Origin of the sequence: Microbacterium oleivorans (genome assembly GCF_013389665.1) — a bacterium.
Classification (GTDB): Bacteria; Actinomycetota; Actinomycetes; order Actinomycetales; family Microbacteriaceae; genus Microbacterium; species Microbacterium oleivorans_C.
In genome coordinates this window covers 1799684-1813813 of sequence record NZ_CP058316.1, presented here as the reverse complement: position 1 = coordinate 1813813, position 14130 = coordinate 1799684, and the positions used below count along the sequence as shown (strand labels likewise).

At 70.5% G+C, this 14130-nt stretch carries 13 protein-coding genes; 4 read left to right on the top strand and 9 right to left on the bottom strand.

The window, feature by feature from the left end:
- Nucleotides 1–11 precede the first annotated feature (11 nt).
- Nucleotides 12–938, bottom strand: a complete 927-nt coding sequence (locus HW566_RS08625; RefSeq protein WP_178012089.1) for a LysR family transcriptional regulator — start codon at nucleotides 936–938, stop codon at nucleotides 12–14.
- A 78-nt stretch (nucleotides 939–1016) separates the two neighbouring features.
- On the opposite strand from HW566_RS08625, the gene hisD reads away from it, so the two are divergent.
- The gene (gene hisD, locus HW566_RS08620) at nucleotides 1017–2339 is read left to right on the top strand and encodes a histidinol dehydrogenase (protein ID WP_178012087.1); all 1323 of its coding nucleotides are present in this window, start codon (nucleotides 1017–1019) and stop codon (nucleotides 2337–2339) included.
- 8 nt (nucleotides 2340–2347) lie between these two features.
- Here hisD and HW566_RS08615 read toward each other — a convergent pair whose 3' ends face one another.
- The 3 genes from HW566_RS08615 to HW566_RS08605 are packed head-to-tail and all read right to left on the bottom strand — an operon-like array spanning nucleotide 2348 to nucleotide 4340.
- Entirely contained in the window at nucleotides 2348–3049 is a 702-nt protein-coding gene (locus HW566_RS08615) for a hypothetical protein (protein ID WP_178012085.1), read from the bottom strand.
- Nucleotides 3046–3948, bottom strand: coding sequence for an ABC transporter ATP-binding protein (locus HW566_RS08610; RefSeq protein ID WP_178012083.1), 903 nt, complete (start codon nucleotides 3946–3948; stop codon nucleotides 3046–3048). The genes HW566_RS08615 and HW566_RS08610 overlap by 4 nt, the downstream gene beginning before the upstream one ends.
- Entirely contained in the window at nucleotides 3945–4340 is a 396-nt protein-coding gene (locus tag HW566_RS08605; RefSeq protein ID WP_178012081.1) for a GntR family transcriptional regulator, read from the bottom strand. Before HW566_RS08605 ends, HW566_RS08610 begins: the two co-directional genes overlap by 4 nt.
- A 373-nt stretch (nucleotides 4341–4713) precedes the next feature.
- Here HW566_RS08605 and HW566_RS08600 point away from each other — a divergent pair, with 373 nt between their 5' ends.
- The 3 genes from HW566_RS08600 (at nucleotide 4714) to HW566_RS08590 (ending at nucleotide 7936) form a co-directional block, all read left to right on the top strand.
- Nucleotides 4714–6039, top strand: a complete 1326-nt coding sequence (locus HW566_RS08600) for a quaternary amine ABC transporter ATP-binding protein (RefSeq protein WP_256728640.1) — start codon at nucleotides 4714–4716, stop codon at nucleotides 6037–6039.
- Nucleotides 6039–6950: an ABC transporter permease gene (locus tag HW566_RS08595; RefSeq protein WP_178012079.1), complete on the top strand. Its 912-nt coding sequence runs from the start codon at nucleotides 6039–6041 to the stop codon at nucleotides 6948–6950. The genes HW566_RS08600 and HW566_RS08595 overlap by 1 nt, the downstream gene beginning before the upstream one ends.
- Before the next feature lie 71 nt (nucleotides 6951–7021).
- Complete coding sequence (locus tag HW566_RS08590; RefSeq protein WP_178012077.1) at nucleotides 7022–7936, top strand: glycine betaine ABC transporter substrate-binding protein; 915 nt, start codon at nucleotides 7022–7024, stop codon at nucleotides 7934–7936.
- Nucleotides 7937–8033: 97 nt separating this feature from the next.
- Here HW566_RS08590 and HW566_RS08585 read toward each other — a convergent pair whose 3' ends face one another.
- The 5 genes from HW566_RS08585 to HW566_RS08565 form a co-directional block, all read right to left on the bottom strand.
- Nucleotides 8034–8792: a hypothetical protein gene (locus tag HW566_RS08585; protein WP_178012075.1), complete on the bottom strand. Its 759-nt coding sequence runs from the start codon at nucleotides 8790–8792 to the stop codon at nucleotides 8034–8036.
- A gap of 27 nt (nucleotides 8793–8819) precedes the next feature.
- Nucleotides 8820–9668, bottom strand: a complete 849-nt coding sequence (locus HW566_RS08580) for a hypothetical protein (RefSeq protein ID WP_178012074.1) — start codon at nucleotides 9666–9668, stop codon at nucleotides 8820–8822.
- Between the two features lie 79 nt (nucleotides 9669–9747).
- A complete protein-coding gene (locus HW566_RS08575; RefSeq protein ID WP_178012072.1) occupies nucleotides 9748–9906 on the bottom strand; it encodes a hypothetical protein in 159 nt (52 codons plus the stop codon).
- Nucleotides 9903–12224, bottom strand: coding sequence for a phosphoribosylformylglycinamidine synthase subunit PurL (gene purL / locus HW566_RS08570; RefSeq protein WP_256728639.1), 2322 nt, complete (start codon nucleotides 12222–12224; stop codon nucleotides 9903–9905). Before purL ends, HW566_RS08575 begins: the two co-directional genes overlap by 4 nt.
- A 93-nt stretch (nucleotides 12225–12317) precedes the next feature.
- A complete protein-coding gene (locus HW566_RS08565) occupies nucleotides 12318–14087 on the bottom strand; it encodes an alkaline phosphatase family protein (protein ID WP_178012070.1) in 1770 nt (589 codons plus the stop codon).
- Between the last annotated feature and the right edge of the window lie 43 nt (nucleotides 14088–14130).

The following is a 14130-nucleotide window of genomic DNA, read 5'->3' as shown; positions in this document are numbered from 1 at the left end:
ATTCGCGGACATCACTCGATCGCCGTGCGCCCCGGGTGCACGGCGATCCGTGCGCGCAGCATCCGCTCGGCCAGCTCGGCCAGGCGCCGAGCCGCCGGAGACAGGTACGCGCCCTCCCGCTGCGCGAGAGCGATGGTGTCGTAGAGCGGTTCGGCGAAGGGCACGACCCGGATGCCGGCGGGGAACGACGCCGATTCGGCGATGGTGCGCGAGACCACGGTGTCGGCGGCGCCCGATGCGACCAGGCCGAGGGCCGTCTCGACGTTCTCCACCTCGATCGCCGGGTCGATCACCCGCCCCTCCAGGCGCGCCCGCTCGAGCAGCTGTCGCCGCGTCGGGTCCTGTGAGCCGGCGTAGGCGTCGTAGAGGACGAGCTTGGCGTCGCACACCTGCCCGATCGAGACCGGCTCCGCCGGTCCGTCTGGGCGCGCGGTGGCGTACAGCACCTCGTCGCGGAAGAGCGGGGTGATCCGCAGGCCGTCCTCGTCGACCGGGAGCACGAGCAGCCCGGCCTCGATCTCACCGGCGGCGATCGATCGGGCCACGAGGGCCGAGTTGATGCCCACCAGGCGCACCTTCACCCGCGGATGCCGCTCGTGGAAGCGCTGCACGAGGTCGGAGAGGTCGTAGTACGCAGCGTTGCGCAGCACGCCGAAGGTGCAGGTGCCGCCCTCGAGGGCGTGCAGTGCCCGCATGGTCTCGACGCCGTTGTCGATCGCCGACACGGCCTGCTCGGCGTGCCCGCGCAGCGCCACGGCCGCCTCGGTGGGGGCGAGTCGGCGACCGCCGCGGGTGAACAGGCGCACCCCCAACTCGCGCTCGAGCCGGGCGACGAGCTCCGACACCGAGGCCTGCGTCGTCGCGAGCTCGACCGCCGCGGCGGTGAACGAGCCGCACTCGAGGGCGGCGAGGAAGGCCTTCAACTGGGTGAGCGTCACGAGCCAATGGTAAAGCCTATGGAAAGCATCGTGACCATCGGTCTTGTGGGGGAGATGGCGCGGCCCTAGCGTTCCGGTATGCGATTCACTCCTGCGCTGCTCGAGCGCCTCGACGGTTCCTTCCACCACCTGAAGACCCCGCTGATCGACGCCCCGGCGGCGCAGCGGGATCCGGCGGTGATCGCGACCGTCTCGGCCATGCTCTCCGACATCCAGAGCCGTGGCATCGACGCCGTGCTCGACTACGCCCGCTCGCTCGACCGCTACGCCGGCGGCGACATCGAGCTGTCCGCGGAGCAGATCGCCACCAGCGGCGACCGGCTGCCCGCCGACCTCCGCGCCGCGATCGAGCTCGGATCGGAGCGTACTCGCGCCTTCGCGGCGGAGCAGCGCTCGCACCTGAAGGACTTCGAGACCGAGCTCGTGCCCGGACTCGTCACCGGTGCGCGGTACATCCCGGTCTCGCGGGTCGGCGCGTACCTGCCGGCCGGACGCTTCCCGCTCACCGCGAGTGCGTTCATGACCGTGGGCGTCGCCAAGGCCGCGGGCGTCCCGACCGTGATCGCCTGCACCCCGCCCCAGCCCGACGGCGGCGCGAACGACGCGGTCGTCTACGCCGCGCACCTGTCGGGCGTCGACCGTGTGTTCGTGCTCGGCGGAGTCCAGGCCCTCGCCGCGATGGCGTTCGGCCTGCTGGGAGACCTTCCCGTCGACATGCTCGTCGGGGCCGGCAACGCCTACGTCGCCGAGGCCAAGCGCCAGCTCTTCGGAACGGTCGCCATCGACCTGCTCGCCGGGCCGTCGGAGGTCGCGGTGATCTCCGACGAGAGCGCCGATCCCGAGATCGTCGCCGCCGACCTGCTGGGTCAGGCCGAGCACGGGCCGAACTCGCCCGCCGCCCTCGTGACCACCTCCGAGGAACACGGCCGCGCCGTGATCGCCGCGGTCGACCGGCAGCTCGCGGGCCTCGCCACCGAGCCCATCGCCGGTCCCGCGTGGCGGGACTACGGATCGGTCACGGTCGCGGCCGATCGCGAGACCGCCGCGGCCCTGATGGACGACCTCGCGCCCGAGCACCTCGAGGTCATCTCGACCGACGACGCCTGGTATCACGACCGGCTGCGCAACTACGGCTCGATCTTCCTCGGACCGTGGAGCACGGTGGCCTACTCCGATAAGGGGATGGCCGGGACGAACCACGTGCTCCCGACCGCCGGCGGTGCCAAGCACAGCGCCGGGCTCTCGGTGTCGCGCTTCGTCAAGCCGCTGACATACCAGCGCATCAGCCGCGCGGCGACCCCCGAGCTCGCCGACGCCGTGCAGGTCATCTCGGACTCCGAGGGCATGGCGGCCCACAGCGCGACGGCGACGATGCGGCAGGCCATCTACGCCCAGGAGTGAGGGGGCGCTCAGGGGGTGGCGCGGCGCAGAACCGGGAAGGACGCGCCGGCCAGCACCACGACGAGCGCGACGGTCGCGACCGTGAGGCCGATCGGGCCCGCATCCGCGATCCACCCGAATACCGTCTGCCACCCGTCGGCGGCGCCGATGAGCCAGAGGGCGCCCACGAGGAGCGCGAGGACGCCGAGGACCACGACCGTCAGGGCGAGCGCTCCGAATCTCTTGTACACCGTGGCCCCGGCGAAGCCGATGACGAAGAAGAGCATCGACAGCGCCAGGTAGGACAGGCCGGCGAACACCGGCCCCGCCGCCCACAGCCACTCGAGCTTGAAGAAGTAGCCGTCCATGCCCCAGCCGCCGGTGGCCTCCTCGAGGAGGCCGCCGGCGACGAATGCGAGCGCCAGCGCCGCCGAGGTGGCGAGGGCGATCAGCAGCGTGCCGGCGAAGAACTCCCGACGCGAGACGCTCATGGCCTGCGAGAAGGGGAACGTCAAGGTGAGCGCCTGGGCCCCCACGACCGCGAAGTACCAGAGCGGTGCCTGCGCCCCGCCTCCGTAGAACGGGGTGTCGTCGGCGATACCCGAGCTGCGCAGGACGGCGTAGGCCGCGAGCGTCACGGCGAGGGCGCCGAGCAGCACCAGGGCCGGCACCCAGACGAAGGTCTGCTTGTTCACCAGCTGCATGCGGGCGACGTTGAGGGTGCGGTTCATCGCGGGACTCCTTCGGAGGATGCCGGGGCGTCGGCGGACTGCTGGGTGAGGCGGACGACGAGCTGCTGCAGCGACACGGGTGAGGTCTCGAGCCCGGCGTCCCGCAGGCCCGCGCGGTCGGCCTCGGTCAGGGTGCCGAACACCGTGACGCTGGCGACGCGACCCAGTTGCTCGCGGTGCAGGACATCGCGCCCGGCGGTGAACGCGTCGACCGCGGGGGCGTCGCCGATGATGGCGGTCGCGCGGTCGCGCACGGCGTCGGTCTCCTCATCGAGCAGGACCGATCCCCGGTGGATGAGCACGACGCGCTCGATGAGGTTCGAGACCTCGTCGATGAGGTGGCTGGAGAGCACCACGGTGCGCGGGTGCTCGGCGTAGTCCTCGAGCAGCCGGTCGTAGAAGATCTGGCGCGACGTGGCGTCGAGGCCGAGGTACGGCTCGTCGAAGAACGTGAGCTCGGCGCGCGAGGCGAGGCCGATGATGACCCCGACCATCGACAGCTGCCCCCGGGAGAGCTTCTTGATGGCCTTGGTCATCGGCAGACGGAACTGCGCCACCAGGTCGTCGGCGAGGGCCTGATCCCATCGGGGGAAGAACAGCCGCGCCATCCGCAGCGCATGGCGCGGGGTCGCGTCGTCGGGGTACTTCTGGCTCTCGCGAACGAAGCACATGCGACGCAGCACCGCAGGGTTCTCGAAGGGCGCCTGGCCGTATACCCGGACGTCGCCGGTCGTGGCGAAGTTCTGCCCCGTGATGATCGACATCAGGGTGGTCTTGCCGGCGCCGTTGCGGCCGAGCAGTCCGTAGATGGTGTTCTCGGCGAAGGTCAGATCGACCCGGTCGAGGGCGAGTGTGTCGCGGTAGCGCTTGGTGAGGTCGTTCACCTCGATGACGGTCATCGGTCGGTCCCTTCGGGGCGGTGGTCGGTCTGTTCGTCTGCCGCGCGCTCGCGTACGAGCCGGGCGAGGTCGTCGGGGGTGAGCCCGAGCGTGCGGGCTTCGGCGAGCAGCGGTTGGATGTATCGGTCGGCGAAGACCGTGCGGCGCTCGTCACGCAGGCGGGCGCGAGCTCCGTCGGCGACGAACATTCCGATGCCCCGGCGTTTGACGAGGATGCCTCTGTCGACGAGCACGTTGATCCCTTTCGCCGCGGTCGCGGGATTGATGCGGTAGAAGGCGGCGAGTTCGTTCGTCGACGGCGCGCGATCGCCGTCGACGAGACTGCCGCCGACCACGGAGTCCTCCACCTCCTCCGCGATCTGAAGGAACAGCGGCCTGCCTTCGTCGATCACGTCGCCATCCCGGTTATGTGGTTAGTCACTTGAGTAGCTAACCACATGACCGCACCAACGTCAAGAGCCTCCGACTTTCTCGTCGCGACGCGCGCGTGATACCGGAATGGCCGGTCGGAGGTCAAATCATCGGGTCGATTTGCGACCTCCCCCGAGACGTGACACGTTTGTTTCGGCCCATGGTGGGCCGTACCCGACCAGTCCGCGGTCGCTGGTGGCAAACCCTGGGGGTGCCAGACCGGCGAGCGTATGGTCGGCGGCCCGTGCGCGCGAACCCTATGTTCGCGGCCGAGACGCCGTCGAGAGACGTGCGCCGGGGGGTCGTCACCCGGGCGTGACCGCTGCAGCCCTGCACCGGCTGCCGAGGTGACCTGTGACCACTCCGTCTTCTCCGGGGGAAACGATCTCCCCCGCCCTGGAAGCAAAGAACCTGTACAAGGTGTTCGGCCGAAACCCGAGAGCCGTCGTCGAGAAGCTGCGAGACGGAGCCCAGCGCAGCGAGATCTCCGACGCCGGGACGGCCGCCGTGATCGACGCGTCGTTCGCGGTCCAGCCCGGCGAGATCTTCGTCATCATGGGTCTGTCCGGCTCGGGCAAGTCCACCCTCATCCGGATGCTCAACGGACTGCACGACGCCTCGTCCGGCACGATCACGGTGAAGGGCGACTCCATCACCGACGTCGCGCCCGCGCGCCTCCGCGCCATCCGGCGCGAGCGGATCGCGATGGTGTTCCAGCACTTCGCACTGCTGCCCCACCGCACCGTGGCGGCCAACGTCGCGTACCCCCTCGAGCTCCGCGGCGTCGGCAAGGCCGAGCGTCACGCCAAGGCCGAGGAGATCCTCGCGCTCGTCGGGCTCGACGGCTGGGGCGACAAGCTCCCGTCGGCGCTCTCCGGAGGAATGCAGCAGCGCGTCGGCATCGCCCGCGCGCTCGCCGCCGACAGCGACATCCTCCTCATGGACGAGGCTTTCAGTGCGCTCGACCCGCTCATCCGCCGTGAGATGCAGGAGCAGCTCCTCGAACTGCAGCAGAAGCTCCAGAAGACGATCATCTTCATCACGCACGACCTCAACGAGGCGATGTTCCTCGGTGACCGCATCGCCGTCATGCGCGATGGCCGCATCGTCCAGATCGGCACGCCCGAGGACATCCTGACCGACCCGGCGAACGATTACGTCGAGCAGTTCGTCCAGGACGTCGACCGCGCCCGTGTCCTCACCGCTGCGAACGTCATGGAGCGGCCGCGGCCCGTCGTCGCCGAGTCGGCGGGGCCTCGCGTCGCCCTCAAGCAGATGCGGGATGCCTTCATGTCGGCCGCCTACGTCGTGGGGCGCGACCGCAAGCTGCTCGGCGTGGTCACCGACCGTGACGCCGTCAAGCTCGTCCGCCGCGGCGAGTCATCGCTGGGCTCGGTCATCAAGCCCGCGCCGCAGGCCGTCAGCCAGGACGAGGTCTTGATGAACCTCTTCGTCCCAGCCGTCGAATCGCCGCTGCCGCTCGCCGTCACCGACGACGAGGGCCGACTCGTCGGCGTCATCCCCCGCATCACGCTGCTCGCGGCCCTCGGCCCCGGGCCCGGAGCCACCGAGGAGATCACCATTCCGCTGCAGCCGATGCCGCAGGCCGCGATCGACGAGGTGCTCGCCGAGGCGTCCGCCGTCGACGGCACGGCCGCCCAGAACGAGGAGGTGCGCTGATGGATGGCTTCCGCATCCCGCTCGGCCAGTGGGCCGAGGTCGCCGTCGACTGGATCCGCGACAACCTCTCCTGGCTCCTCGGAGCCATCTCGACCGCGGTCGGGTGGCTCGTCGGCTCGCTCGCCGATCTGCTGCTGAACGCCCCGATCGTCGTCGTGATCGTCGTCGCCGCGCTGCTGGGCTGGGTGCTGCGCTCGTGGAAGTTCGCGATCGGCACGGCGCTGTCGTTCGCGATCATCCTCGGGGTGGGCCAATGGGTCACCGCGATGCAGACCCTCGCGCTGGTGCTCATCGCGACCGTCATCGCCGTCGTGATCGCGGTGCCCCTGGGCATCCTCGCGGCACGCAGCGACCGCTTCAGCGCCATCCTCAAGCCGGTGCTCGACCTCATGCAGGCCATGCCGGGCTTCGTCTACCTGATCCCCGCGATCGTCTTCTTCAGCATCGGCTTCGTGCCCGGACTCGTCGCGACCGTCATCTTCGCGCTGCCTCCGGGTGTGCGCCTGACCGAGCTCGGCATCCGCAGCGTCGACTCCGAGACCGTCGAGGCGGGGCATGCCTTCGGCGCGACACCCGGGCAGATCCTGCGGGGCGTGCAGCTGCCGCTGGCCATGCCGACGATCATGACCGGCGTGAACCAGGTCATCATGCTCGCCCTGTCGATGGCCGTCATCGCCGGTATCGCCGGCGCGCCCGGCCTCGGCAAGGAGATCGTCCAGGCCATGTCGACCGTCAACATCGGCACCGGCGTCGAGGCGGGCCTGAGCGTCGTGATCCTCGCGATCTACCTCGACCGCCTCACCTCGGCGCTCGGCGACATGCGCGGACAGCGCTCGTCGCTGCTCGGCGAGATCGGCCGCCGCCGGGCGGGCGCGGCAGCCGCCCAGCGCGGTCTCGCCCAGGCCGTCTGAGCGACCCCCAGAACGTATCCCTCCGCACCACCACCCATACGGAACGAACGAATCCATACGGAAGGCACACGATGAACAAGCGACACCTCACCGGAATGCTGGCGCTCGGCGCCGCGGCGTCCCTCACCCTCGCGGGCTGCGCGAGCGGCAACCAGACCGAGGGCGGCTCCGGAGCCGGGGGCGAAGACAGCCTCGGCACCATCACCCTCGGCTACCTCCCCTCCTGGACCGACGGCCTCAGCACCGCGTACCTGCTGGAGGACCAGCTCGAGAAGATCGGCTACACGGTCGAGATGCAGGAGCTGACCGAGGCGGGTCCCCTGTACGCCGGTCTCGCTCAGGGCGACGTCGACATCTACCCCTCGGCGTGGCCCGAGCTCACCCACGCGTCGTACATGGAGACCTACGGCGACCAGATCGAGGACCTCGGCGCGTACTACGACAACGCCAAGCTCACGATCGCCGTCCCCGAGTACGTCGACATCACCTCGATCGAGGACCTCGCCGCGAACGCCGACCGCTTCGGCGGGCAGATCTACGGCATCGAGCCCGGCGCGGGCCTGACGGCTCAGACCCAGGACTCGATGATCCCCGAGTACGGCCTCGAGGGCACCTACGAGCTCGTCACCTCGTCCACGGCGGCGATGCTGACCGAGCTCGACACCGCGATCGCCGCGGAGCGCGACATCGTCGTGACCTCGTGGCGTCCGTTCTGGGCGAACGAGGAGTACGGTCTCAAGGACCTCGAGGACCCGCGCGGCGCGATGGGCGACACCGAGGCGCTGCACTTCCTCGCCACCGGCGGCTTCGCCGAGGAGTACCCCGAGGCGGCCGAGCTGATCGGCAAGATCGTCCTGGACGACGAGCAGTACGGCGCCCTCGAGGACATGGTCGTCAACGAGTACGGCGAGGGCCGCGAGGCGGAGGCCATCACCGCGTGGCTCGAGCAGTACGGCTCGCAGGTCGACGGTCTCGTCACCGACTGACCTCAGTGCTCGTGCGGCCGGTGAGAATCGGCATCCGGCGCGAGAATCGGTGCCACGCATCGACTCTCGCCGCCGGGTGCGATTCTCGCCGGCCGTTTCACGTCGGCGAGACGGGCGGCCGAGCGGGCGGAAGCTGCAGGGCGGCTTTCTCGGCGAGGCGCTCCATCGCGGCGTCCGACACCGCGATCAACCCGTCGAGCTCGGCGCGAACGCGCTCGTAAGCCGTCCGCCGCTCGGCCGGTGTGGCCGCCTCGTCGACCGCCACGTTCAGAAGTCGCTTGGCGGTGTCGAGACGTCGCCGCTCGGTCTCGCTGAACGAGTGGTCGCGCTGGCGGCGGGCATCGCGCTCCGCCAGGTCGAAGGCCACCTCGGCATCGGTCAGCGCGTCGCGGTACGCGACCAGATCCGCCGCGCCGACGCGCGCGTCGGACGAGGGCGGGCGCAGGCCGTCGGCGACCTTCTTCGCGCGGAGGAAGGCCGCTGTCAACGGCTGGCGACCGTCGCTCATCGCCGGGAACGCGATGAGCTTCGCCACGTCGAGCTCGTACTCGAGCCAACGATGCGTGAGCTCGTCGTGCGCCGTGAGCAGGCGGGTCAGTCGCGTGCGGGTGTCGGAGCCCTCGTCGTCGGCCGCCGAGGCCGCACCGGGCTGTGCGGCCTCGGCCGCCTCACGCGCCGAGACGGCGATGGCCTTGGCCTCGGCCTTCGCGCGGATGATCTCGAGCCGGCGCTGGTGTCGGCGCTTCGAGGACCGCTCGATCGCCTTCGCCGCGCCGCCGGCGGCGGGCCCGATGAAGAAGATCAGCCACCAGTAGCTCCCGGCGAATCTCGCGAGGTCCCCCCAGAATTCGCCCACGGCCCCATCGTAGCGAGCGCGTGCTCGCTACCTCCCGTCCGGGTGCGTGCGGGGATCCTCGTCGTCACGACGGCCGCGGTCACGGCGCACCCGGTTCCACATCTCCGTCGAACGGGCGATGGCGCGCTGCGCGTTGTCGAACAGGTCGTGCGCGACCTCGGTCCAGTCGGCCGAGCGCTCGTCGGATCGGGGCAGCTGCTCCCGTTCCGAGCCGCGGCGGGCCGCGCGTTCGGCTGCGTCGAACGCGTGCGTCGCGCGCCGCACGGCCTCACGGTAGGCGCTGTAGTCGGCGGGGGAGATCCGCGCGTCGCGGGTCGCGGGTCGCAGCCATGAGGCCTGCTGATGCTCGCGCAGGAACAGCTCGAGCGGTGGCCAGCGGGCATCGGACATCATCGGGAAGCCGATCGCCTTGGCGGCATCGGTCTCGTACTCCATCCACCGTGCGGTCACCTCGTCGTGCTCGGCCATGAGCCGGGCCAGCGGCATCCGATCGATCTCGGACCGCGACGCCGGCATCATCGCTCGTGCCGCCTGCACCCCCGCCCGCCTCGCCTTCAGGTCGGCCACCGCCGCCCGGGCCTGACGCTCGGCGAGCTGGAGCCGGCGTCGCGCCTCGGGGATCGCACCGGCCGTCGCCCGAGGCGTGGACCTCTCGGCTTGGGCGCGCATCAGTTCAGCTCGCGCCACCTTCAGCTGCGCGCGCGCCTGCGTGACACCCTGCTGCGCCTGCCGGACGTCGAGCTGCGCGGCGTCCAGTTCGAGCCGCCGCTGCGACGGGCGGCCGCGGCGCAGGCCGATCACACCGAGGGCGCCCGCCCCGGCTCCCGCCGGTGCGATCCACCACCACTCGGCTACGAGCGCGAGGATCGGATCCACCCTCTCAGCCTACGCACCTCGATGCCCGGCGTCTCCCGCACACGGGGCTCCCGCACAGCCCCGCACGTGCGGCGTCGGGTCAGCCGAAGAGGAGCGCGAAGACCGTCGAGCCGCCGCCGACGAGGATCAGCGCGACGATCGCGACCCACGCCGTCAGGCGCATGCGACGTGAGCGACCGCGCGCGAAGCCGGCGTACTCGTCGTCTTCGCCTCGGGGCGTGAGGTCGCTGCCCGTCATGAGCTGGGCACCTCGTCGATGATCTCGCCGAAGGCCGCCGGCAGCGTCGCGCGCGAGGTCGCACGGATGTCGGCGACCGGAACCGTGAACAGACCCTGCAGGTCGAGCACGGAGGTCACACCCTCGGCGGCGTCGGTCACGCCGATGCGGATGACGGGGTAGTCCCGGCCCTCGCAGAGCCCGCGGAACTTCACGTCCTCCTCGCGCGGAACCGACACGATGACGCGACCGGCCGACTCGCTGAACAGCGCCGTGGCGGCATCCACGCCGTCGCGTTCGATGATCTCGCTCAGCCACACGCGGGCACCGACGCCGAAGCGGGTCGTCGCCTCGGCGAGGGCCTGACCGAGGCCGCCGGTCGACAGGTCGTGGGCGCTCGAGATGAGGCCCTCGCGCGACGCCGCCTGGATCAGCCCCGCGAGACGCTTCTCGCCGGCCAGGTCGACCTTCGGCGGACGACCGCCGAGGTGGCCGTGGACGGTGTCCGCCCACGCCGACCCGTCGAGCTCCTCGGCCGTGGTGCCGAGCAGGTAGATGTTCTCGCCGGCATCCTGCCAGCCCGACGGGATGCGGCGGGCGACGTCGTCGACGATGCCGAGCACGCCCACGACGGGGGTCGGGAAGATCGGCTGGTCGCCGGTCTGGTTGTAGAACGAGACGTTGCCGCCGGTGACCGGGACGCCGAGCTCGAGGCACGCGTCGGACAGCCCGTCGACCGCCTGCCCGAACTGCCACATGACCTCGGGGTTCTCGGGGCTGCCGAAGTTGAGGCAGTCGGTGACGGCCGTGGGCAACGCGCCGCTGACCGCGACGTTGCGGTAGGCCTCCGCGAGGGCCAGCTGCGCCCCGGCGTAGGGGTCGAGCTGGCAGTATCGGCCGTTGCAGTCGGTCGCGATGGCGAAGCCGAGCCCCGACTCCTCGTCGACGCGGATCATGCCGGCGTCGTCGGGGAAGCTCAACGCCGTGTTGCCGAGCACGTAGTAGTCGTACTGGTTGGTGATCCACGACGTGTCGGCGAGGTTCGGGCTCGCCACGAGCTGCAGGAACTGGTCGCGCAGCGTGTCGGCGTCGTTCGAGCGCGGGAGGGATGCCGCCGAGTCGGCCTGCAGCGCGTCGATCCAGGTCGGGTAGGCGACGGGGCGGTCGTACACGGGGCCGTCGACCGCCACGGTCGAGGGGTCGACGTCGACGATCTGCTCGCCGTGCCAGAAGATCTGCAGGCGACCGTCGCCGGTCACCTCGCCCAGCACGCTCGTCTCGACATCCCACTTGCCCACGACGGCGAGGAAGGCGTCGAGCTTCTCGGGAGCGACGATAGCCATCATCCGCTCCTGGCTCTCGCTCATGAGGATCTCCTCGGGCGTGAGCGAGGGGTCGCGCAGCAGCACGTTCTCGAGGTCGACGCGCATGCCCGATCCGCCGTTGGCGGCGAGCTCGCTCGTGGCGCACGAGATGCCGGCGGCACCGAGGTCCTGAATGGCCTCGACGAGCTCGCCGGCGTACAGCTCGAGGCAGCACTCGATGAGCACCTTCTCGGCGAACGGGTCGCCGACCTGCACCGCGGGGCGCTTGGTGGGACCGCCGTCGGCGAAGGTGTCGGAGGCCAGGATGGATGCGCCGCCGATGCCGTCGCCGCCCGTGCGTGCGCCGAACAGCACGACCTTGTTGCCGGCGCCGGTCGCGTTGGCGAGCTTGATGTCCTCGTGGCGCATGACTCCCACGGCGAGGGCGTTGACGAGCGGGTTGCCCTGGTAGACCGCGTCGAACACCGTCTCGCCGCCGATGTTGGGCAGGCCGAGGCAGTTGCCGTAGAACGAGATGCCGCTGACCACGCCGTGCACGACGCGCGCGGTGTCGGGGTGGTCGATGGCGCCGAAACGCAGCTGGTCCATGACGGCGACGGGCCGCGCGCCCATCGAGATGATGTCGCGGACGATGCCGCCGACGCCGGTGGCGGCGCCCTGGAACGGCTCGATGTAGCTCGGGTGGTTGTGCGACTCGACCTTGAAGGTCACCGCCCAGCCCTCGCCGACGTCGACGACGCCCGCGTTCTGACCCATGCCGACCATGAGGCGGGTCTTCATCTCGTCGGAGACCTTCTGGCCGAACCGGCGCAGGTAGTTCTTGCTCGACTTGTACGAGCAGTGCTCGCTCCACATGACCGAGTACATCGCCAGCTCGCCCGAGGTGGGGCGGCGGCCGAGGATCTCGCGGATCTTCGCGTACTCGTCGGGCTTGAGGCCCAGGGCGCCGTAGGGCTGATCACGCTCCGGAGTGGCGGTGGCGTTCTCGACGGTATCTGCGACAGGGGTGCTCACGCGGCTGGACTCCAGGACTCGGGATGCCGGACGCGATCAGTCTAGTTGGCGCGGCCGGCTCGCCCGCTCGTGCTCGACGCTGGGAGCCGGGGATCAGGGGGTGTCGTAGGCGCCGAACAGGCCGGTGCCGTGCTCGACGAGGGCGTCGTAGGCCTCGCCGTACGTCGCGGGCAGCGTGCTGCCCGGGTCGAAACGAGCAGCCAGGAGTCCGAGCAGTCCGCGCGCCGGCGGGGTGAGCGGTCGCTTGTGGTGGCGCTCGTCGGTCGCCTTGTGCGCGCCCTTCTCGGGATTCGCCGGAGCGTAGAGCGACTGCGGCTGCGGCCAGGTGTAGGGCTGCCGCGGCGTCGTGAGGTTCACCGCGTTGAAGATCGGGTTCGCCGTCTCGTCGCGCACCGTGAGCGGCCGCAGCCCGTGCAGGCGGCACAGCGTGTTGGTGATGGAGCCGTGGTGCATCTCATCGTGCACGACGGTGCCCGCCGCCGTGTAGGCGCTCACCACGATCGCCGGCACGCGCAGCCCGAGGCGGTCGAAGGCGAAGCCCATCTCGCCGGGCCCGCTCGCGTCGGGCGGGGCCGCGGCCGGCGGGGCGACGTGGTCGAAGGTGCCGCCGTGCTCATCGAAGGTGATGACGAGCGCGGTGTTCATGGCGTTCGAACCGGGGCCCGACGCACTCGTGCGGATCGCGTCGTAGACGTCCTGCGCGAGCTTGTCGCCGGCGCGGACGTCGCTGTCGGCGCTGTTGGCGATGCGGATGCGGCTGCCGTCTGGCAGCTCGAGCTCGCCGTCGCGCGTCGCTCCCCACGGCGGATGCATGTCGTTGTGGTTGAAGACCATGCGCGGCTCGATGAACGCGTAGTCGGGCAGGGTGCCGTTCGCGGCATCCTCGAAGAACTGCTCCATGACGCGGAAGTTCGTCTTCCAGTACTTCTCGAGAACGGGAGCGTGCAGCATGCCGGTGAGCGAGACGAGCTGGGTTGCGTCGTAGTACACGCGCCACGTCAGGCCGGCGTCCTCGAGGCGGTTGAAGATCGTCGGGGCCGGCGGTGCATCGATCCACTTGTCGTAGTCGTCGCCGGTGTGGTTGACGACGAACCCGTGCGAGGTCGAGGCGTGGAAGAAGCTGCGGTTGCAGAACGTCTGCGACGGCACGCCCGCGAACCACCGGTCGTAGACGGCGAACTCGCGCGCCAGGGTGGAGACGACGGGGAGCATCTCGGGCGAGAAGCCGCCCATCGCCGTCGCGTACTCGTCGGCGGTGGGCTCGCGCTTCTTCGCGGCGCGGTAGTTCACGACGTAGTCGCGCACGAAGCCGTCGTTCCCGGGCGTGGCGCCCGGGGCCGCGGCGTTGTAGGGCGGCTGCAGGCCGTTGCGGTCGATGTCGGCGTTGCCGGGGGGATCGATGGTCCCGAACAGCTGCGTGTTCACGTGCGGATACGTCTCGCCGGGATCGGGCTGCGGCTGCTGCATGACGTGGTCGGTGGCGCCCTCGTAGACGTGCGCGGGGATGGCCGTGCCGTCGGGGGCGGTGTTGGCGTAGTCACCCTGCAGGATGCCGTCGAAGTCGGCGGCGGTCTTCTCGTCGGCCGTGTACAGGTGACCGAGCAGATTGTCGAAGCTGCGGTTCTCGAACATCAGCACCACGACGTGATCGAAGCCCGGCAGATGGCGTGCGGCGAGCGGGGCGAACTCCGGGGGATGGGCCGTGACCGCCGCGGTGAGGGCGGCGCCGGCAGATCCGCCGACCGCGATGCCCGCGGCGCCGAGGCCGGCGCGACGCAGGAAGTCACGTCGTGAGGGCTTGCGGCTCGCCCACGCGGCATCCGTCTCATCGCCCGCGGCGTCGTTGCGACCCGACCCGGCCATGCTGCGCCGCCTTTCGCTCGATCAGCGTTGCTCGCGATTGTAG